General features: G+C 68.6%; 12 protein-coding genes. 6 read left to right on the top strand and 6 right to left on the bottom strand.

What is annotated here, in order from left to right; translation table 11 throughout:
• Positions 1-131 precede the first annotated feature (131 nt).
• Positions 132-656, bottom strand: coding sequence for a tetratricopeptide repeat protein (locus tag JYK02_RS01445; protein ID WP_207048056.1), 525 nt, complete (start codon positions 654-656; stop codon positions 132-134).
• An 8-nt stretch (positions 657-664) separates the two neighbouring features.
• Positions 665-2,212, bottom strand: a complete 1,548-nt coding sequence (locus tag JYK02_RS01440; protein WP_207048055.1) for a hypothetical protein — start codon at positions 2,210-2,212, stop codon at positions 665-667.
• Between the two features lie 212 nt (positions 2,213-2,424).
• On the opposite strand from JYK02_RS01440, the gene ruvX reads away from it, so the two are divergent.
• Positions 2,425-2,883: a Holliday junction resolvase RuvX gene (ruvX, locus tag JYK02_RS01435; protein WP_207048054.1), complete on the top strand. Its 459-nt coding sequence runs from the start codon at positions 2,425-2,427 to the stop codon at positions 2,881-2,883.
• Positions 2,884-2,913: 30 nt separating this feature from the next.
• Here ruvX and JYK02_RS01430 read toward each other — a convergent pair whose 3' ends face one another.
• Positions 2,914-4,503, bottom strand: a complete 1,590-nt coding sequence (locus tag JYK02_RS01430; RefSeq protein WP_207048053.1) for an ArnT family glycosyltransferase — start codon at positions 4,501-4,503, stop codon at positions 2,914-2,916.
• 567 nt (positions 4,504-5,070) lie between these two features.
• Here JYK02_RS01430 and JYK02_RS01425 point away from each other — a divergent pair.
• The 4 genes from JYK02_RS01425 (at position 5,071) to JYK02_RS01410 (ending at position 11,103) form a co-directional block, all read left to right on the top strand.
• Entirely contained in the window at positions 5,071-7,134 is a 2,064-nt protein-coding gene (locus JYK02_RS01425; protein WP_207048052.1) for a PrkA family serine protein kinase, read from the top strand.
• Positions 7,135-7,169: 35 nt separating this feature from the next.
• Positions 7,170-8,279 (top strand): DUF444 family protein, encoded by a 1,110-nt coding sequence (locus JYK02_RS01420; protein ID WP_120529160.1) that lies wholly within the window; start codon positions 7,170-7,172, stop codon positions 8,277-8,279.
• Between the two features lie 44 nt (positions 8,280-8,323).
• A complete protein-coding gene (locus JYK02_RS01415; protein ID WP_207048051.1) occupies positions 8,324-9,817 on the top strand; it encodes a SpoVR family protein in 1,494 nt (497 codons plus the stop codon).
• A gap of 95 nt (positions 9,818-9,912) precedes the next feature.
• On the top strand, positions 9,913-11,103 hold the full coding sequence (locus JYK02_RS01410) for a peptidoglycan DD-metalloendopeptidase family protein (RefSeq protein ID WP_207048050.1): 1,191 nt from the start codon (positions 9,913-9,915) through the stop codon (positions 11,101-11,103).
• A 78-nt stretch (positions 11,104-11,181) separates the two neighbouring features.
• Here the strand turns inward: JYK02_RS01410 and JYK02_RS01405 are convergent, their stop codons facing one another.
• Positions 11,182-11,769 (bottom strand): DUF2378 family protein, encoded by a 588-nt coding sequence (locus JYK02_RS01405; protein WP_207048049.1) that lies wholly within the window; start codon positions 11,767-11,769, stop codon positions 11,182-11,184.
• 276 nt (positions 11,770-12,045) lie between these two features.
• Between JYK02_RS01405 and JYK02_RS01400 the strand changes: the two genes are divergently transcribed.
• Positions 12,046-14,553, top strand: a complete 2,508-nt coding sequence (locus JYK02_RS01400) for a glycogen/starch/alpha-glucan phosphorylase (protein WP_207048048.1) — start codon at positions 12,046-12,048, stop codon at positions 14,551-14,553.
• Positions 14,554-14,619: 66 nt separating this feature from the next.
• Here JYK02_RS01400 and JYK02_RS01395 read toward each other — a convergent pair whose 3' ends face one another.
• Together JYK02_RS01395 and JYK02_RS01390 are read right to left on the bottom strand one after the other, a co-directional pair.
• Complete coding sequence (locus JYK02_RS01395; protein WP_207048047.1) at positions 14,620-16,572, bottom strand: M3 family metallopeptidase; 1,953 nt, start codon at positions 16,570-16,572, stop codon at positions 14,620-14,622.
• A 235-nt stretch (positions 16,573-16,807) separates the two neighbouring features.
• Positions 16,808-21,004 carry a lamin tail domain-containing protein gene (locus JYK02_RS01390; RefSeq protein ID WP_207048046.1) on the bottom strand — a complete coding sequence of 1,399 codons (4,197 nt, stop codon included), beginning with the start codon at positions 21,002-21,004 and terminating at the stop codon, positions 16,808-16,810.
• Positions 21,005-21,121: the final 117 nt, after the last annotated feature.

The raw sequence follows: 21,121 nt of genomic DNA, 5'->3' as shown, positions 1-21,121 counted from the left end.
CGCCGGTGAGTGGGCCTCCACTCCACTACTCCCCCTCGCCATCCAGGCCCACCCTCCGGCCGGCCGCCCCCGGACCGCTCCCCAACTGTCCGGTGGCACATCCGTCTTGAATCGTCCCTGCGCTCAACGCCTCACGTCGGCGGAGCGCCCTCCTTCAGCTTCTCCACCGCCACCAGGGTGATGGCCTTCACCAGGGCCTTCGCGCGGCGCCCCGCGGACGTCTCCCCGTGCGGATCCACCTCCACCGCGTTGGCGATGTCCGTGAAGCCCTGCCGCTCGCCCCGGCGCAGGTGCAGCTCGCCCCGGCCCGTGAGCGCCACGGGGTTGCGCGGATCCCCCGACAGCGCGTGCGTGTACTCGGTGAGCGCGTCCTCCACCCGCCCGAGCTTCTGGTACACGGTGCCCAGCGCCGCGTGCGCCGCGGAGTCCTTCGGGTTTCCCTCCACCAGCCCCTCGAAGAGGATGCGCGCCTCCTCCAGCCGGCCCGCCGCCGCCAGGTCGCAGCCCACCTGCGCGATGGCCTTCGCCTCCTCGAAGGTCATCCCCTCCACCTCCGCCCAGGTCGTCTCCCCCCGCGCGAACGCCTTCAGCCTGCGCGCCGTTCCGGTTTCCATCCGCGGCTCCTCGCCGCCCTCGTGCTTGATGATGCGTCCCATGGCGGTCCTCACGCGCTGCGCAGGTTGGAGATGGCCGTCTTGGCCATCTCGTTGAACTTCGAAGACATGTTGCTCATCAGGTCGAACATCGCCTTGCGCTTCTCCATCAGCGTCTGGAGCCGCAGCTCCAGCTCCTGCATGCTCGTGTCCAGCTTCGCGCCGCGCGCCTTGTCCGCGTCGCTGCCGCCCAGCGTGGCGCGCTCCTCGCGGGCGCTGGCCATCTCGTTCATCACGTCCAGCAGCTCCGAGTCGGTGTCCTCGGTGATGCCCATGAGCAGGGCCTGCACCTTCTGCTCGATGCTCATGTTCGGGTTGTCCACGATGTCGCGCGCCCGCGTGCCGCCCGTGCTCCGGCCGCTCCCGCCCGACTGCTTCGGCACGGCGTCGAGCGCCGCGTCCAGGTCCTGCCAACTGGCCACGCCGTCCCGGCCACCGCTGGCCGCCATCTCCAGGCGGTGCCAGTACTCCGGGTGGTCCGTGAAGAACTGCGCGGCGCGCTTGAGCGTGGCGGACGCGGCCGGGCTGTCCAGCACCGCCCCCAGGTCCGCCAGCGTCACCTTGCCGTCCTTCGTCCCCTTCGCCGTGTCGAAGGTGTCCCAGTTCTCGTCCAGCACCTGGAGCGCGTCGGCGTACTCCGCGAGATCCGGATCCGCCGCCCCGGTGCCTCCGCTGCCCCCCGGCCGCCCCGTCCCCCCGGTGCTTCCGCCGCCGTGGCCCGGCCGGCCCGTGCCCGGAGTCCCCTGCCCCGGCCGGCCCGACATGCCGTCCGTGCTTCCCGTGCCGCTGCCCGGCTTCCCGGCGCCCCCACTGCCCGGCCTCGGGCTGGAGCCACCGCCCGTCGTGGGCGGCGCGCAGTCCGACGGCGCCGGCTTGCAATCCGACTGCGTGGGGGGCGGCTGGCCCGGCCGGTCCGGACGTCCGTACTTCGCGAAGTCCGCGGCCAGCCGCCTGGACTCCTGCTGGAGGCCCATCAGGTCGATGCGGTCGTCGTTGAAGACCGGCATCGGCAGGCCGAGCACCTTCTTCTTCGCCGTGTCCACCTGCTCGAAGAAGGTGCGGTTGTCGACGAGGAACTTCGCCGCGTCCCGGAGCGACGGCGACACGTTGCGGTCCTGGGAGATGCGCTGGAGGTCCGCGTGCGACAGCGTGCCGTCCTTCTTGCCGTCCAGCAGGTCCAGGTAGCCGAAGTTCGCCTCCAGCGTGCGCAGCGAGTCCGCGTAGTCCAGCAGCTTGGGGTCCAGCGGGCTGCGGCTCCCGGCCGCGCCTCCCGCCTGCGCGCCCCCCGCCGACGAGGCCCCCGCGTAGCCCGCGCCCGCCTTCGCCGCGTCCCGGGGCGCGCAGTACTCCGTCTTCGCGGAGGGGTTCTTCTTCAGCTCATCCGCCACGCCCAGCGCGCCGCTGGCCGCCATCATCACGTTGCCGGTCATCACCCCGGCGGCCGTCTTGATGGAGTTCGTGAGGACGGGGGGAAGCCCCAGGGCGTCCCCCGCCAGGTCGGTCACGGCGGCCATGGGACCGCCCAGCAGGTTCGCCACGCCTTTGAGGATGTCGAGCATCGATACTCCCGCGCGACGGGTTGAAGTGGGTGCTGCCAGGGTGCCGCGCGCCGTCTCTTCGGACGCGGGCAGGCATTGCAGCGGCGGTGCCGGGCGCGCCGGCGCTCGGGCCAAGTCGATTCGAGGGGTTGTGCGCGAGGGCACCCCGTCCGCGTCCCCGCCCGCGGACGGTCCGGTCCGTCGCGGAGGATTGCGGCTAGAGTCCCGCGCCCATGCGCACCTTCGGGCTCGACTACGGCACCAAGACCATCGGCGTGGCCGTCTCGGATGGACTGGGACTCACCGCCCAGGCGGTCACCACCGTGCGGCGCGCGTCGCTCAAGGCGGACCTCGCGGAGCTGTCCCGGCTCGTGAAGGAGCACGAGGTGACGCGCTTCGTCCTGGGGCTGCCCCTCAACATGAACGGCTCGGAGGGGCCCCGCGCGGAGGCCACGCGCAAGTTCGCGGAGGTGCTGGAGAGCGCGCTGGGGCTGCCCGTGGAGCTGTGGGACGAGCGGCTGTCCACCGTCGCCGCCCAGCGCACCCTGCTGGAGGCGGACGTGCGCCGGGAGAAGCGGCGGGAGGTGATTGATCAGCTCGCCGCGCAGTTCATCCTGCAGGGCTGGCTGGACGCGCACCGCCCCAAGGATGAAGACGGCTACGACGACGACGATTACGACCCGGAGGCCTGAGCACCGCCTCCGGGAGCCGTCAGCCCGGCACTACGGCTGGCGCCGGTACACGTGCAGCGGCGCGGTGAAGCCGTCCTGCTCCTGGTACGCCACGCCGTCCAGGGTCAGCGTCCGCCCGTCCAGCTTCACGCCCGGGTCCTTCACCAGGTTGCCCTCGTCGAAGCGCACCAGCACGTCCGGCCGCGCGTCACCCAGGCGCTGGCGGAAGGTGTCCCAGCGCACGCGCGCCATGCGCATCTCCGGCAGCGTGGAGAAGAAGGCCACCTGCAGGTCCATGTAGCGCGGGTCGTCGTCGATGGCCGCCGCGCCGCCCTTCGCCGCCACCTCCTCCTTGAGGTAGCGCGCCACCTGCATCACCGCCACGGGGTTCGTGGACGTGGGGCTCACCGGGCGCAGCGAGTCGTGCAGCCCGCCCTCGGTGCGGAACGTGTAGATGCCCAGCGCCACCGGCATCACCACCGCCAGCACCGCGCTCACCCCCACCACCGCGCGCCGCGCGAAGGCCCCCCGGTTGCCCACCACCGCCGCCAGGCCGGGCGCCAGGAACACGGGCAGCAGCACCAGCTGCGTCACCGTGAAGCGGGCCAGGGGCACGAAGCTCAGCAGCACCGCCGCGCGGAAGGTGAAGTACAGCGCGGGCAGCACCGCCATCACCACCAGCCAGCGCGTCTCCGGGTGCTTCTTCCACGCGCGCACCATGCCCACGCCGCCCAGGAGCGCCACGCCGGGCGTCAGCGTGAAGAGCGCCACCGCGGGCCAGAACCCCAGCTGCTGCAGCCGCCAGCCCAGCGAGCCTCCCGCGCCGCCGGAGTCGGACACCCACTGCTTGTGGAAGTCCTCCACCGCCTTGATGGGGAAGAACGGGTCGCCGTGCGCCAGCTCGTTGCCCTGCATCCACAACAGGGGGAACGGCAGGCACACCAGGCCAAAGCCCACCGCGCGCGTGAGCGACGCCACCCGGTCCTCGCTGCTGAACACCAGCGCCACGGAGATGAGCGGGATGTACAGCCACGCGTCGTAGCGCAGCGCGCACGCGAAGTTGAGCAGCACCGCGCCCCAGAACAGCGGCTGGAAGCGGTTCTCCTCCACGCCTTCCGCCACCAGCGCGAACACCGCCAGCATGAAGAACAGCGACACCGCCTCGCTGCCCGCGGTGGTGGAGAACTGCAGGTGCATGCCCCACGCGCTGAAGGCCAGCCCCGCGGCCACGCCCGCGCGCCAGCCAAACAGCCGCCGCGTCAGCGCGAACAGCGGCACCACCGACGCCACGCCGAACAGCAGGCTCACCAGCCGGCCCGCGACGTCGCGCTCGAACACCGACAGCACCGCGCCCACCAGGTACAGGTGCAGCGGGCCGAACTGGTACGTGCCGTCCTTGTACGAGGTGATGACGTGCGGCGCGGCCAGCCAGCGCTCCGCCAGCTCCGTGCGCACCACCGCGTCCCCGAAGAGGTTCTCGTTGATGAAGAACACCCCCAACCGGGGGAGCAGCGCCGCCACGAGCAGCAGGCCCACCAACCACCGGGTGGAAGGCTCGGGCTGGGGTGCGGGCACCGCGGACAGGCCGGGCACGGCGGCGGAGGGGGAAGCAAGGGCGGCGGGACTCGATGCGGGAACCATGGCGCGCGCGAGGATACGCAGGCAGGGCTCAAAGCCAAGCCAGCGACCCTCCCTCCTGCCTGATGCCCGCCCGCCTGCCCTCACCCACGGGCCAAATCCCCGGGCAGCGGAGGATTCTCGCCGTTACGCACCCTTCGGGGCAGGACGGAACCGGTGCGCCGGCCGTCACGCCGACATGTGGAGCGGACACGGACGCCGCCCCACAGTGAGGGCCTGCTCGGACGGGGTGTCCTCTAGCGGAAACCCAAGCGTCGGGAAGTACGCGCTTGGGCGAGGTAGGACCGGACACATCGCACCGGGGGGGCTCCTCCCAGCGCGCGTCCCGGTCCTTATAATCGAAGTGCCTTTTCACCCCGTGGAGGAGGGCGGCTCCCCTCCGACACGAGCCGAACGCGCGGTCCCACTCCGCGGCGGGGTCCCGAAGGGGCTGAAGCATCGCGATTGTCGTCGCCTGGGACCTCTTCGGAGTGGGTGTGGAATGGCCTTCCAGCCCTCCAGGTTCACCATGTTGGCCCCCCGGAAGCACGCGAGTCCTCGCGTCCTCCTGTGAGGCTACGAGGGAGAGACATGAAGGACGCTGAGAAGGGCTCGTGGGTCTCCAGAATCGCCGCGTTCCAGGACGTGAAGACCTACGCGGAACTCAACTGGGAGGGCTCTTTCGAGGACTACCTCGAAATCGTCCGGAAGAACCCGAAGGTCACCCGCACCGCCTTCCAGAGGATCTACGACATGATCCTCAGCCACGGGAAGTCGGAGTACATCGACAACAAGAAGAAGCTCACGCGCTACCACTTCTTCAGTGACGAGCGCTTCGGCGGCCGCGACGCCATCTTCGGCCTGGACGTGCCGCTGATGAAGCTGGTCAACGTCTTCAAGTCCGCCGCGCAGGGCTACGGCACGGAGAAGCGCGTCATCCTCCTGCACGGCCCCGTGGGCTCGTCCAAGTCCACCATCGCCCGCCTGCTCAAGAAGGGCATGGAGGAGTACTCGAAGACGCCGGAGGGCGCCGCGTACACCTTCTCCTGGCTCACCGACAAGAAGCAGCCGGACGGCACGGTGACGAAGGAGAAGATGAAGTGCCCGATGAACGAGGAGCCCCTCAACCTCATCCCGCGGGAGTGGCGCGACAAGGTCTTCTCCGAGCTGTCCCCGCCGGAGTCCGGCTACACGATTCCCGGCGGCTGCGAGCTGTGCCCCGCGTGCCGCTTCGTCTTCAAGGAGCTGATGACCCAGTACGGCGGTGACTTCGCCAAGGTCATGGGCCACGTGCACGTCAACCGGCTCATCTTCAGCGAGAAGGACCGCGTGGGCATCGGCACGTTCCAGCCCAAGGATGAGAAGAACCAGGACTCCACCGAGCTCACCGGCGACATCAACTACCGGAAGATCGCCGAGTACGGCTCGGACTCCGACCCGCGCGCCTTCAACTTCGACGGCGAGTTCAACATCGCCAACCGCGGCGTCATCGAGTTCGTCGAAGTGCTCAAGCTGGACGTCGCGTTCCTCTACGACCTGCTCGGCGCGTCGCAGGAGCACAAGATCAAGCCGAAGAAGTTCCCTCAGACGGACATCGACGAGGTCATCATCGGGCACACCAACGAGCCCGAGTACAAGAAGCTCGAGAACAACGAGTTCATGGAGGCCTTGCGGGACCGTACGGTGAAGATTGACATCCCGTACATCACCAAGCTGGCCGAGGAGGTGAAGATCTACGAGAAGGACTTCAACTCCCGCGCCATCAAGGGCAAGCACATCGCGCCGCACACGCTGGAGATGGCCGCCATGTGGGCCGTCCTCACGCGCTTGGAGGAGCCCAAGAAACACAACCTGTCGCTCCTGCAGAAGCTCAAGCTCTACAACGGCAAGACGCTTCCCAACTTCACCGAGGACAACATCAAGGAGCTGCGCAAGGAGTCCGTGCGCGAGGGCCTGGAGGGCATCAGCGCCCGCTACATCCAGGATAAAATCTCCAACGCCCTGGTGAGCGACAAGGGCGAGGGCTGCATCAACCCCTTCATGGTGCTCAACGAGCTGGAAGCCGGCTTGAAGACGCACTCCCTCATCAACACCGAGGACGCGCGCAAGCGCATGAAGGAGCTGCTCACCACGGTGAAGCAGGAGTACGAGGACATCGTCAAGAACGAGGTCCAGCGCGCCATCAGCGCCGACGAGGACGCCATCGGCAAACTGTGCGGCAACTACATCGACAACATCAAGGCCTTCACCCAGAAGGAGAAGGTCCGCAACAAGTACACCGGCATTTATGAAGTGCCGGACGAGCGCTTGATGCGGTCGATTGAAGAGAAGATCGACATCCCCGAGAGCCGCAAGGACGACTTCCGCGGCGAGATCATGAACTACATCGGCGCGCTCGCCGTGGAGGGCAAGACCTTCAACTACCGGACCAACGAGCGGCTGCACAAGGCGCTGGAGCTGAAGCTGTTCGAGGACCAGAAGGACAGCATCAAGCTCAAGAACCTCGTGTCCTCCGTCGTGGACAAGGAGACCCAGGAGAAGATCGACCTGGTGAAGGACCGGATGATGAAGAACTACGGGTACTGCGAGATCTGCTCCACGGACGTGCTGAACTTCGTGGCCAGCATCTTCGCCCGCGGTGACGCCAAGGAGTAACGCCTAGCGACTTTGCCCAAGAGGGACGTGACACCGTGACCTTGAAGATCCACCAGGACCACTCCCGCTTCAAACAGATCGTCCGCGGGAAGATCAAAGCCAACCTGCGCAAGTACGTGCAGAAGGGCGAGATGCTGGGCAAGAAGGGCAAGGATGCCATCAGCATCCCCATCCCCTTCATCGACATCCCGCGCTTCAAGTACGGCCACAAGGAGCAGGGCGGCGTTGGACAGGGTGACGGTGACGTAGGCCAGCAGCTCGGCCCCGGGGCGGTAGAGCCCGGGGACGGGCACCAGGCCGGCCAGGGCGAGGGAGACCACGCCCTGGAGGTGGACGTCACGCTGGAGGAGCTGGCGCAGATTCTTGGAGAAGAGCTCCAGCTGCCGCGGATTGAACGGCGGCAGAACGAGCGCATCGTCACGCAGAAGGTGAAGTACACGGGCGTCAACACCACGGGCCCGGAGTCGCTGCGCCACTTCAAGCGCACCTTCAAGCAGGCCTTGAAGCGTCAAATCGCCACCGGCACCTACGACCCGAAGATGCCGGTCATCATCCCCACGCGCGAGGACCGCCGCTACCGCAGCTACAAGCTGCAGGAGCTGCCTGAAACGAACGCGGTCATCATCTACATGATGGACGTGTCCGGCTCGATGGGGGACGAGCAGAAGGAGATCGTCCGCATCGAGAGCTTCTGGCTCGATACGTGGCTCAAGCACCAGTACAAGGGCCTGGAGTCGCGCTACATCATCCACGACGCGGTGGCGCGTGAAGTGGACCGCGACACGTTCTTCCACACCCGCGAGTCCGGCGGGACGATGATCTCCAGCGCGTACAAGCTGTGCCGGGACATCATCCAGGCGGACTACCCGAAGAGCGCGTGGAACATCTACCCGTTCCACTTCAGTGACGGGGACAACTGGAGCGCGGACGACACGCGCCAGTGCATCGAGATGCTCCGCAACGACATCCTCCCGCAGGTGAACCAGTTCGCCTACGGGCAGGTGGAGTCGCCCTACGGCAGCGGGCAGTTCATCAAGGACCTGCGCGAGGCGGTGGGTGACACGACCAACGTCGCGCTGAGCGAGATCGCGGACAAGGACGCCATCTACGCCTCCATCAAGGACTTCCTCGGCAAGGGGCGCTGACACCCGAGCGCTTCTGTCTCATCCCCCACCGGAGCCACCGCCCCATGCCCAAGAGCCTCACACCGCGACTCGCCGCGCTTCGGGATGAAATCCACGGCTACGCCAAGGAGTTCGGCCTGGATTTCTTCGACACCGTCTTCGAGATGGTGTCCTACGACGAGATGAACATGGTGGCCGCCTACGGCGGCTTCCCCACCCGCTATCCCCACTGGCGCTGGGGCATGGAGTACGAGCAGCTGGCGAAGGGGTACGAGTACGGGCTCAGCAAAATCTACGAGCTCGTCATCAACAACGACCCCTGCTACGCCTACTTGATGGAGAGCAACCCGGAGGTGGACCAGAAGCTGGTGATGGCCCACGTCTACGGTCACTGCGACTTCTTCAAGAACAACTTCTCCTTCCGGCACACCAACCGCCGGATGATTGACGACATGGCCAACCACGCCACCCGCGTCCGGCGGTGGGTGGACAAGATTGGCGTGGAGAAGGTGGAGGACTTCATCGACCGGACGCTGTCGCTGGAGAACCTCATCGACCAGCACGCGCCCCACATCCGCCGCAACCCGGATCCGCAGCGCGCGGAGGAGGAGGCCAAGTCCAACGAGCGCGTGGAGGGCTTCAAGGTGGACCGCGAGTACATGCGCGGCTTCATCAACCCTTCGGAGTTCATGGATTCGCAGCGCAAGCGCGCCGAGGACGAGAAGCAGCAGCGCAAGCGCTTCCCGGAGCGCCCGCAGCGCGACGTGCTCTACTTCCTCCTGGAGCACGCGCCGCTGGAGCCGTGGGAGGTGGACATCCTCTCCATCCTGCGCGACGAGGCGTACTACTTCGCGCCGCAGGGCCAGACGAAGATCATGAACGAGGGGTGGGCCAGCTACTGGCACTCCACCATCATGACCCGCAGGGCGCTGCGCGACGATGAAATCATCGACTACGCGGACCACCACTCGGGCACCATGGGCGTGCGCCCCGGCGCCATCAACCCGTACAAGCTGGGCATCGAGCTGTGGCGGGACATCGAAGACCGGTGGAACAAGGGCAAGTTCGGCAAGGAGTGGGACGAGTGCGATGACCTTCGCGCGCGCCAGGCCTGGGACAAGAAGCTGGGCGCGGGGCGGGAGAAGATCTTCGAGGTGCGCAAGCACTACAACGACATCACCTTCATCGACACGTTCCTCACCGCCGAGTTCGCCCAGCAGCAGAAGCTCTTCGTCTACGGCTTCAACGACAAGCGCAACTCGTGGGAAATCCTGGACCGCGAGTTCCGCAAGGTGAAGAACAAGCTGCTCACGTCGCTCACCAACTTCGGGCAGCCCATCATCGAGGTGGTGGACGGCAACTACGAGAACCGCTCGGAGCTGCTGCTCGCGCACAAGCACGACGGGCAGGACCTGAAGGGCGACTACGCGCGGGAGACGCTGCGCAACCTCCAGAGCCTCTGGCGCCGGCCGGTGAACATCATCACCCGCTACGACGGCAAGGGGACCCTGCTGCGCTACGACGGGCAGCACCACTCGGAAAAGAAAGTGGAGCTGTAAGGCCGGTCCGGTCCAAGCAGGCAGGCGGGCTCAGGAAGTGCGGACAGGATTTGGGCGGAGGACCAACAGTCCTCTACACTCCTGTATCGCCCCCCATGAAGACCGCCTCCCTGCTCTGCCTCGCCGCCCTCGGGGTGGCTTCGACGTCGGAAGCCGCCACCCACTTCGAAATCAAGAACCGCCGCATCGAGCCGCGCCAGACCCTGGCGGGCGCGCTGCACGACGCGGCGCTGCCCGACGAGCAGGTGACGGCGGTCATCGCCGCGCTGGAGGGCGTGTTCGACTTCCGCAAGTCGCGCGTGGGGGACCAGTTCCGGCTGGTGATGAAGAACGGCGAGCTGGACTTCTTCGACTACCGCCAGAGCACCGTGGACGAGTGGCAGGTGCGCCGCGACGGTGAGAAGTACGTCGGCAGCAAGCGCTCCATCGAGGTGGAGAAGCAGGTGTCCGTCGTCTCGCTGGAGATCAACTCGTCCCTGTACGAGGCGACGCTGGCGGCCGGCGAGGACCCGTCCATCGGGCTGGTGCTGTCGGACGTGTTCGCGTGGGACATCGACTTCTACCGCGACGTGCGCAAGGGCGACCGCGCCAAGGCGCTGGTGGAGAAGTTCGTCTCCAAGGGCCGCGTGCTGCGCTACGGCGAGGTGCTGGCGGCCACGTACGAAGGCGGCCTGGTGGGCAACAAGCGCGTGTTCCGCTACGTGCTGCCCAACGGCGAGGCCAACTTCTTCCAGGAGGACGGCGCGAGCGCGAAGAAGACCTTCCTCAAGAGCCCGCTGAAGTACGCGCACGTCACCAGCAGCTTCGGGTCGCGCTTCCACCCGGTGCTCCAGTACGTGAAGAACCACAATGGCGTGGACTACGGCACGCCCATTGGCACCCCGGTGTGGGCGGTGGCGGACGGCACCGTCGTGTCCGCGGGCAACGCGGGCGCCGCGGGCAACATGGTCGTCCTGCGCCACGCCAACGGCATGGAGACGCAGTACATGCACCTGTCGCGCTTCGGCGACGGCGTGCGCACCGGCCAGCGCGTGCGGCAGAAGCAGGTGATTGCCTACTCCGGCAACACCGGCCGCTCCACGGGTCCGCACCTGCACTTCGGCCTGAAGCGCAACGGCGCCTACGCCAACCCCCTCACCCAGAAGTTCCCCCGCGCGGATCCGCTGCCCAAGGAGCTGACCGGGGACTTCCTCGCCAAGGCGCACGACATGGCCCAGCAGCTCGACGCTGTGTCCGTGGCCGCCGTCGCCGGCCAGGCGGGCCCGCCGCCCACCGCCACGAAGTAGCAGCCGTCCCGCGCTTCAAAGCCCACGGGCCCCCTCCCCTTCACGGTGGAGCGGGGCCCGTCGCTTTTGCCCAGACCGTCAGCTCCACTCGATGAGGAACTCGGAGTCGCCCAGGCACCGCTCGGTGCCCCGCACGCTGCCGTCGCGGTGGAGCGCGGTGAGGACGCCGCCGAGGATGCCCTCGTGGACCTGCACCGGCAGCAGGTCCCCCTTGAAGGTCAGCCGCACGCGCTTGTCGCCCAGGGCCTGGTACTCGCGCTGGCCGTAGCTCACCGCCGTGCCGTAGGACGCGGGCGCGTTGCTGTACATGCGCTTGGGGTCTCCCGCGCCGGCGGTGAGGCGCAGCAGCGTCTGCCCCACCGTGGACTCGAAGAAGGTCCCGACGATGGCCTCTCCGCACGCCCGCAGGGCGGCGTCGCGCGAGCCGTACTCGGCCTGGAGGGCCTCCGACGCGAAGGCCATCAGGCGCAGGAAGTCCACCGCCGGGTAGGAGAAGAAGTCCACCGGGCTGCGCTGCAGGAGCGGCGCGCGCAGGCGCTCCGCGGCGTCGCGCCCCAGCCGCTGGTGCGTCAGCCGAAGCACCGCCGCGAAGCTCAGCCCTCGAACGGTGTCACCCGGCCGGGTCAGGGCGATGCGCTGCTCCAGGTCGTCCAGGGGGAGGGACATTCGCGTCCGTTGTACTCCAGTTTTGCGCGTTTTCGGTCCTTCTCACGAAGACGCGGGAGATGTCTGTCATTCCCTGGGGCGCGCCGCGTCACGGCGGGTCCCGGGGCACCTTCCCTCCCTGGCGGGGGAGGCAGCCGACCCTGTGAAAGGGCGTGGGTTTCCCCTGCCCTGGGCTGGCGCGACACGGTAGCCTTCCGCCATGGGCGTTCCGCGTCAAAAGCGTGGGCGTCCCCGGCAGTCCTTCAATCCCTTCGCGACCTTCGAGACGAACGACTTATGGCTCCTCCCGCCTCCGCGCGCCCCGCATCGCCCCCGCCCTCCGCCTCGGGAACGCCCGAAGACAGCGGCCGCACCGGGCTCGACGCGGCCAGCGTCCGTCGCGGCTTCTTCGAACACGTGCGCTACTCGCGCGGCAAGAACCCGGAGACGGCCACTCCGCATGACCGCTTCATGGCCCTGTCCCTGGCCGTCCGCGACCGCCTCACGGACCGCTGGGTGAAGACGGCGCGCACCTACTACGAGCAGGACGTCAAGCGCGCCTATTACCTCTCCGCGGAGTACCTGTTGGGTCGGGCCCTGGGCAACAACCTGCTCAACCTCAACATGTACGACGCCGCGGCCGCCGCCATGCAGGAAGTCGGCGTGGACCTGACGCAGCTCTTGGAGATGGAGCCGGACGCGGGCCTGGGCAACGGCGGCCTGGGCCGCCTGGCGGCGTGCTTCCTGGACTCGCTGGCCACCCTGGGCTACCCGGGCATGGGCTACGGCATCCGCTACGAGTTCGGCATCTTCAGCCAGGACCTGGTGGAGGGACACCAGGTGGAGCGCGCGGACGAGTGGCTGAAGTTCGGCAACCCGTGGGAGATCGTGCGGCCGGAGAAGGCGGTGCCGGTGCGCTTCTTCGGGCGCGTGGAGCACCACCAGGGTCCGGATGGCCGGCCGGTGGCGCGCTGGGTGGGCGGCAAGACCGTGATTGGCGTGCCGTACGACACACCCATCGCGGGCTACGGCAACAACACCGTCAACACGCTGCGGCTGTGGCAGGCGCGCGCGAGCGCCGAGTTCGACCTGCTCCTGTTCAACGCCGGTGACTACGAGCGCTCGGTGGTGGAGAAGAACGACTCGGAGGTCATCTCCAAGGTCCTCTACCCCAACGACGCGTTCCAGGCGGGCAAGGAGCTGCGCCTGAAGCAGCAGTACTTCTTCGTGGCGTGCTCCATCGCGGACATCGTCCGGCGCTACCTGAAGAACCACGACGACTTCCGCGACTTCAGCCGCAAGTGCGCCATCCAGCTCAACGACACGCACCCGGCCATTGGCGTGGCGGAGCTGATGCGCGTGCTGGTGGACGAGAAGCGCCTGCTCTGGGACGAGGCCTGGTCCATCACCCAGGAGACGTTCGGCTACACCAACCACACGCTGCTGGCGGAGGCCATGGAGCGCTGGCCGGTGTCGCTGTTCGAGCGCCTGCTGCCGCGCCACCTCGAAATCATCTTCGAGATCAACCAGCGCTTCATGCGTCAGGTGCAGATCCGCTACCCGTTCGACGTGGAGAAGCAGCAGCGGATGAGCCTGGTGGAGGAGGGCCCGGAGAAGAAGATCCGCATGGCCCACCTGGCCGTGGTGGGCAGCCACAGCATCAACGGCGTGGCCGCGCTGCACACGGACCTGTTGCGCCGCGACGTGCTGCCGGACTTCGCGCAGATGTACCCGGAGCGCTTCAACAACAAGACCAACGGCGTGACGCCGCGCCGCTGGCTGGCGTGGTGCAACCCGCGCCTGTCCAAGCTGATCACCAGCCGCATCGGCGAGGGCTGGGTCACGGACCTGGACCAGCTCCAGAAGCTGGAGCCGCTCGCGGAGGACCCGGAGTTCCGCAAGGCCTTCCGCGAGGTGAAGCGCGCCAACAAGGAGGACCTGGCCCAGCACGTGCGCGACCTGCGCTGGGTGCAGCTCAATCCGGACGCCATCTTCGACGTGCAGATCAAGCGCCTGCACGAGTACAAGCGGCAGCTGCTGGACGCCATCCACATCGTGGCGCTGTGGATGAAGGCGCGGCGCGACCCGGCGAGCGTCATCACGCCGCGCGCGTTCCTCTTCGGCGCGAAGGCGGCCCCGGGCTACCACCTGGCGAAGCTGACCATCCGGCTCATCAACGGCATCGCGGAGGTCGTCAACAGCGACGCGGGCGCCACGGGGCTGCAGGTGATGTTCCTGCCCAACTACCGCGTGAGCCTGGCGGAGCGCATCATCCCCGCGGCGGACGTGTCCGAGCAGATCTCCACGGCGGGCTGGGAGGCCTCCGGCACGGGCAACATGAAGCTGATGCTCAATGGCGCGCTGACGCTGGGCACGCTGGACGGCGCCAACGTGGAAATCCGCGACGCGGTGGGCGACGAGAATTTCTTCCTCTTCGGCCTGACGGCGGATGAGGTCATCGCGCGCAAGAAGGCCGGCTACCGGCCGCGCGAGGTGTACGAGTCCAACACGGAGCTGCGCGAGGCGCTGGACCTCATCCGCTCCGGCTTCTTCTCGCCGGAGGACCGCAACCTCTTCCAGCCGCTGGTGGACAGCCTGCTCAACGAGGACCGCTACCTCGTGCTGGCGGACTTCGCCGCGTACATGGCGAAGCAGGAGGACGTGGCGCGCGCCTACCGGGACCCGGAGTCCTGGACGAAGAAGTGCATCATCAACGTGGCCCGCGCGGGCATCTTCTCCTCCGACCGCACCATCAAGCAGTACGCGGAGGAGATCTGGAAGGTGCAGAAGACGGACGTGGAGTAGCGCGCCGGCGGGCACCCCGCGGCCCCGGTGGTTTCCCGGGGCCGCGCTGCGTGTGCCGTCAGCGTCTCACGCGGCCTTGTTGAGCCAGGCCTCGTACGCGCGGAAGTCGTAGTCGCGGCCGAGGAACCGGTGCACCAGGCGGGCGGCGTCGTCGGAGCCGCCCGGCTCCAGCACCGCGCGGCGGTAGGCCTGCGCGGGCTCGGGGTTGAGCAGGCCCTTCGTCTGGAACACCGTGAAGAGGTCCTTCGCGATGACCAACGACCACATGTACGTGTAGTAGTTGGACGAGTACCCGTCCAGGTGCCCGAAGGTGAGGTGGAAGTACGTGCCCTCCAGGTACGGGAAGGGGACGAACTGGCTCTGCAGCTCGCGCACGAGCGCGGTGGCGTCCAGGTTCTTCGGGTCGCGCCGGTACAGCTCCAGGCTGAGCGCCGCGTAGAACATCTGCTGGCGCACGAAGAGGCCCTTGCCGAACTCGTCCGCGGCGAGCATGCGCTCCACCAGCTCCGCGGGCAGCGCCTCCCCCGTCTGGTAGTGCTTCGCGAAGGTCTGCAGGCACGTCACGTCGCGCGCCCACTCCTCCAGCATCTGCGACGGGGCCTCCACGAAGTCCCACTCCGTGCGCACGCCGGACAGGCCCGCCCACTTCGTGTGGCCGCCGAAGATGTGGTGCAGCAGGTGGCCGAACTCGTGGAAGAACGTCTCCACGTCGCCGTGCTGCATGAGCGCGGGCTCCGCGCCGGGCTTGGGGAAGTTGCAGATGAGCGCACCTTCCGGCAGCCGCCGTCCGGACTTGCCGCTGGTCAGCGTGAACTGGGCCGCGTGTTTGTACTTGTCCGCGCGCGGGTGCATGTCCAGGAAGAAGCGGCCCTTGAGCGTGGGGCCTTCATAGACGTCATAGGCCTCCACGTCCGGGTGCCACACGGGCACGTCCTTCACCGGGCGGTAGGTGACGCCGAAGAGGCGCGCGGTGAGGTCCAGGACGCCCTGCTTCACGCGCGTGTACTCGAAGTAGGGGCGCACCGTCTGCGAGTCGAAGGCGTACTGCTCCGCCTTCACGCGGTCATCCAGGTAGCCGGAGTCCCACGGGTCCACCCGGTCCGCCTTCGGGTCGTCCTTGCGCTTGCGCTCCAGGAGCACCGCGTAGTCGCGCTTCATGCGCTCTTCGGACGCGTCCGCGATCTTCCGGATGAAGGTGCCCGCGGCGTCCGCGGTGCGCACCATCTTGTCCTCGGTGGCGTAGGCGGCCCAGTGCGGGTAGCCCAGCAGCGTGGCCAGCTCGTGGCGCTTCTGGACCAGCTTCTGGAGCACCTCCACGTTGGCGGGGTAGCCGCGCTGGCGGTTGGCGCGCCACAACTCCTCGCGGGCCCTGCCGTCGCGCGCGTAGGTGAGGAAGGGCACCAGGTCCGGGTAGTCCGTGGAGATGCGCACCTGGCCGTCCTCGCCGGGGGCGTGCGCGCGCACGTAGTCCTGCGGCAGGCCGTCCAGCGCGGCCGGGGGCAGTGACACCGTGCGGGTGTCCTGGCTGATGTTGCGGCTGAACTCCTGGCCAATGCGGACCAGCTCCTCCTGGAGCGCCTTCACCTTCGCGCGGGTGGCGTCGTCGCGGTCCACGCCGGCGCGGCGGAAGTCGCGCAGGACCTTCTCCATCCACTTGCGCGTGGCGGCGTCCTCGTTGGCCAGGCTCACGCCCGCCAGGACGTCGTAGACGCCCCGGTCCATGCGGATGTCGTTGGCCAGGTTCTCGATGGCCTGCTCGGCGTTCTCCGCGGCCTCGCGCAGGGCGGCCTCCGGGTGGGTGTGGCGCACGACGCTGGCGCGCGCGGCGGCGTCATCGAGCGCGGCGGAGGACTCGTCGAACAGCTCCAGCACCTCGCGGGGAGGCGTGGAGGCGGGCAGCGTCTTCAGGCGCGCGATGCCGTCGCGGGCCTTGGCCAGTGCCTCCTCGCTCGCGCGGCGGAACTCCTCCGGCGGGCAGGTGACATGGCGGGCGGCGTCGGGGACCAGGGGCTCGGACACGGGAAGGGCTCCTCTCAAGCCGTGGGTGTGCGGCGAAGGGCTCAAAGCTAATGCGCCCCGCACGCCCTGGCAGCATCCGAGTGACCGGGGGCCAGCAGGTGCCGGGCAGTGGACGCCCTTCCCTGCCCCGTCCGTCGGGCGGCGGACGGGCGGGCGGTCTTCAAACGGCGGAAGGCCGCCCCGGCGTGCGTGCCGGAGGCGGCCTTCCTGGGACTGCGGGGGTGGGACGGAGGCGTCAGTAGAACTCGAGCGGGCTCTGGGAGTTCTGGGGCTGCCGGGCGTCGCGGGTCACGAAGTCCAAGGAGTTGTTGTTCGAGTCGTAGGCATTGCCTCGCGAGGCGTCCGTGCCTACCCCGCCCATGGAGGTGGAGGTCGATTCCTGCACGGCCTTGCGCTCGATGCTGCTGCCCCTCGCTGGCGCCGTCGCCGGAGAGCCTTCGGGGAGGGTGCGCCCAGTTCCATAGGACAGCGTGTCCACGACCCCCACGGCATTGGTGGGCACCAGCGTCGAGGTCGCATCACCCAGGCGGATGTTGCCCCCGCCTCCGGCCAAGTCCACACCGTTGCCCCACGGCATGTCCACGGCAATGGACGGGTTGTTGGTGGCGAAGCGGCTGCTCGCGAACAGGAAATAGCCATGCGCCTTGATGATCTTCCTGGGCGTGGTGGCGCTCACGGTCGCCGCGAGGGTGTAGTCCGTCGAGGTGCCACTCACGGAGCGATACATCAGCTTCCAGCCCGTCAGGTCGATGTCCGTGTGGGTCGGGTTGTAGAGCTCGATGAAGTCATCATCGGTGTTCGCCGAACTTCCAGAAGAGACCTCGCTGATGACCACGTGGTTCGTCAGCGGAGCCTTCACCACCGTCACGGAGCCGTAGGTGCCGGCAGGCGGAGTGACCTTGCCGGACTGATCGCAGTACACCCACGGCGCGCCCGCGTCCGTGAACCGGTAGCGGAAGCCGTAGCTGTACGTACCGGCCGTCGGAATCTGCAGGCTCGCCTTCATCTCGTCGTTGTTGGAGCCCGGCGTGGTGAAGCCCGGGTTGAAGTCCGCCGCGGTCCACGTCCAGCCCGCGGGGTTGGTGGCGTCCGTGCCGTAGCCCAGCTGCGCCTCGATGCGCGGGTAGAAGTCGTTGCCCTTCGTGTTCCGCTGCGTGACGTCGGAGCTGTTGAACTGGCTGAGGATGTCGTAGCTGTCAGCGGTGCTGATGGCCGACGGGAACGTCTTCGGGGACTGGATGGCGCAGAAGTTGAGCGGCTTCTCCACGTTCAGCCCGCAGTCGTCGTTGGCCTGGCCGGGCGTGCCCCGGTCTCCGCCGGAGAGGCTGCCGGTGGACTCACACCAGTACCAGGCGCGAGCGCTGCCCTTCGTCCCCACGATGCTGGACGCGAGGCTCATGGCCCGGCCCGTCGTCTGCGGGAACGCGTTCGTATACGTGAGGCTGTCCACCGTCACCGGGCCCTGCTTGAGCGTGATGGAGCCCGTGCTGTCCATGAACTTGTCGATGCCGTAGTCGGTGTTCGCCGCCACGCCACCGTTGCGCGTGAAGTTCGCGTCCTGCGCGAGCACCGTCCGGCCGCCCGGGGGCACCAGCAGCGTGGGGTTGTGGTTCACCGTGAAGGACGTCTCCGTCCCCGCGCCGTTCACCAGGGTCACCGACAGGCCCTGCGCGTCCAGCAGGTGCGACGTGGTGTTGGTCAGCTCCAGGTACTCGGTGGTGCCCGCGGAGGGCGAGTGCATCACCTCCGAAATGACCAGCTCACCCGCGCCCGGGTGCGGCGCGGTGGTGCACTCACCCGCGTAGCAGACCGCATCCGAGCCGGTGCAGGTCTCCAGCGTCGTGTCGCCGTCCACGCAGGCCGGCGCGCCGTCCTGCACCACGCACACGGACGCGTAGACCTCCCGCGAGTAGCCGTCCTCCGCGCACTGGGGCGCGGGCGGCGTGCACACGAAGCCGTCGCACGGGTTGGTGGTGGCGGTGCTCGCGGTGGCCAGCGCGCTGGCGTTGTCCGCGCCGTCGAACGTCTTGAGCGCGAAGTGGTACGTCGTGTCCGCCGTCAGGCCGGTGACGGTGAAGGACTCCGCCGTGCCCGCCGTGCCCGGCAGGCCCACGCCCGTCACGAGCGCGGCCGAGTCGAAGTTCGCGTCGGTGATGGCGGCCGTGGCATAGCGCAGTTCGTAGCGCGCGGCCGTGCCCAGCACGCCGTCGTCGCCCGGGGACTGCCAGTCCAGGCGGATGCTGGCGCCGTCCACCGCCGTCGCGCTGAAGCCCGCCGCGGCGGCCGGTGCCTGCGTGTCGGAGATGATCAGGTCCGCGGACGTGATGAGCGCGAGGCCGTCGGCTCCGGCCTGGAGCTGGTAGGTGCCCTCGTCATTCACCAGCCCCCCGGAGAACGTCGCCACGCCGTCCACGGTCGCGCGCGTGAGGTTGCCCTGGGCGAAGGCGCCGCCCGTGAGCGACAGCGTCACGTCGAGGTTCGCATCGGTGACGGTGTTGCCATAGGCGTCCCGCACCGCCACCTCCACGTCCGCCAGCGCCTGCCGCACCGAGCCCGTCGTGGGCGCGGAGACGAAGGCCAGCTGGGCGGCGGCGGAGGAGCCGATGGCGTAGGTGTGCGTGGCAGTGAGCGACGGGTCCGCCACGTCCGCGACGGTGACGTCCTGGGCCCCGGCGGTGCGCAGCTCCACGCTGAAGGGGCGCCGGCCCTCGTCCAGGAGCGTGAACGTGTACGCGCCGGGCAGCACCGCCTGCGTGTCCGTGGAGGAGAACGTCACCGTGGACGTGTACTCCTCCGCCACGTTGCCGTAGGCGTCACGCGCCACCAACTCGTAGCTCAGCGACTGGCCCGCGACGAAGGGGCCCGCGCCCGCGACGACCTCGAAGGAGGCGGCCAAGATGGCGCGCACGTCGGCGTCCACCGTCGCGGTGAGCGCCGTGACGACGGTGTCCGTGGCGGTGAGCGACTGCGTTCCCGCCGTCTTGAACACGAGGCCGGAGACGGTCTTCTCCCCTTCGTCCGCCGGAACGAAGGTCACGTCCTCCGGCAGTACCGCCTTCGCGTCCGAGGACGTGAACCGCACGGTGCCGGCGTAGTCCTTGCGAGGGTTGCCGTAGGCATCCGTCACGGCCACGCTCACGTCGCTCTCCTCGCCCGCGTCCACCGGGTCCGTGAAGGCCGACAGCACGAGCTTCGCCGCGGGACCGGCGCCCACCGTGAAGGACTGGCTCACCTGGGTCAGCGCGCCCGCCGTGGCGGTGAACGTGAACGTGCCCACCGTGTCCACGCGCAGCCCGTGGAAGGTGGCCACGCCGTTCTGCGCGGCCACCTGCACCGCCGGGAAACCCGGCTGGCCGGTGAGGGTCAGCGTCACCAGGTTGGTGGCCGTGGGGACCACGTCGCCGCGCGCGTCCAGCAAGGACACCTTCACGTCCGCGAGCGCGGAGCCCGCGGTGCCGTTCGCCGGCTCAGGCGTGAACGCCAGCTTCACGACTTCCGCGGCGGACACCATCACCCGGGACTCGAAGGAGAAGGCACCCGCGCTGTCCGCGATGGTCAGGAACTGGGGGCCGGCCGTGCGGAAGGTGATGCCCTGGAACTTGAACTTGCCCGCGTCCGCGGCGGTGAAGGTGTGCGAGGGCAGCGTCGCGGCCGCGTCCGTGGACGTCAGCTTCACCGTGCCCGTGTAGTTCGTCACCGTGTTGGCGTACGTGTCCGCGAGCGTGACCTCCAGGGACTCCGCCACGCCCGCCGTGGCGGTCTCCAGGAAGCGGTCGTATCCAAGAGCCGCCACCGGGCCCGGCTCCACCTTGAAGACGGTGCTGGCCACGGGCTCGAAGCCCGGCGCGTTCGCGATGAAGTGGTAGCCCCCGCCCGCCTTCTTCAGCACCACGTCCGTGAAGGTCGCGACGCCGTTCACCGCCGCCACCTTCACCAGTCCCTCCGGGAACACGATGCCGCCGGAGCCCAGGGACAGCGTCACCTCCGCCGTGCTGTCCTGCACCACCGCGCCGGCGCCGTCCCGCACCTCCACCACCAGGAGCTTGAGCGGCTCGCCCGCCACGGCATCCGGAAGCGCCGAGCGGAACGCCAGCGTCTTCACCGTGCTGACGTCCGCGAACTCCACCGTGGCCGTCTGGGTGAGCGTCACCATCTTGCCGGTGTCGTCCTTCACGGACGCCTTCACCGTCTTCACGCCCGGCACCGTGGAGGACACACGGGCATGTGCCACGCCGGAGACGTCGGTCACGGCCGCGGACTCCAGGACGGAGGCGCCCTCCCCCTCCACCGTCACGGACACCGCGCGCCCGGACAGCCGCGAGCCGTCCCCCTTGCGCAGCGCCGTCACCGTGACGACCGCCGTGTCACTGCCGTTCGCGAGCACGCCCGTGGGCCGGTCCACCGTCACCGTGGAGGCCGCGACATCCACCACGCTCTCCGCCTCGGGCGGAGGTTGAGGGGAGGTTCCTGAATCCGTGCAGCCGAGTGACAGCCCTAGACACAGCACGCTCAGCCCCAGACAGCGGGCGAGCACAGCGATCCGTGGGGA

This window comes from Corallococcus macrosporus (genome assembly GCF_017302985.1).
Taxonomy (GTDB): domain Bacteria; phylum Myxococcota; class Myxococcia; order Myxococcales; family Myxococcaceae; genus Corallococcus; species Corallococcus macrosporus_A.
Note: the sequence above shows the minus strand (reverse complement) of the source record. Positions and strands in the feature narration are given on the sequence as shown.

Coding starts and splice junctions, on each gene's coding strand:
- JYK02_RS01415 (WP_207048051.1), top strand. CDS start 8,324: ATGCCCAAGAGCCTCACACCGCGACTCGCCGCGCTTCGGGATGAAATC.
- JYK02_RS01430 (WP_207048053.1), bottom strand. CDS start 4,503: ATGGTTCCCGCATCGAGTCCCGCCGCCCTTGCTTCCCCCTCCGCCGCC.
- ruvX (WP_207048054.1), top strand. CDS start 2,425: ATGCGCACCTTCGGGCTCGACTACGGCACCAAGACCATCGGCGTGGCC.
- JYK02_RS01425 (WP_207048052.1), top strand. CDS start 5,071: ATGAAGGACGCTGAGAAGGGCTCGTGGGTCTCCAGAATCGCCGCGTTC.
- JYK02_RS01440 (WP_207048055.1), bottom strand. CDS start 2,212: ATGCTCGACATCCTCAAAGGCGTGGCGAACCTGCTGGGCGGTCCCATG.
- JYK02_RS01400 (WP_207048048.1), top strand. CDS start 12,046: ATGGCTCCTCCCGCCTCCGCGCGCCCCGCATCGCCCCCGCCCTCCGCC.
- JYK02_RS01405 (WP_207048049.1), bottom strand. CDS start 11,769: ATGTCCCTCCCCCTGGACGACCTGGAGCAGCGCATCGCCCTGACCCGG.
- JYK02_RS01410 (WP_207048050.1), top strand. CDS start 9,913: ATGAAGACCGCCTCCCTGCTCTGCCTCGCCGCCCTCGGGGTGGCTTCG.
- JYK02_RS01445 (WP_207048056.1), bottom strand. CDS start 656: ATGGGACGCATCATCAAGCACGAGGGCGGCGAGGAGCCGCGGATGGAA.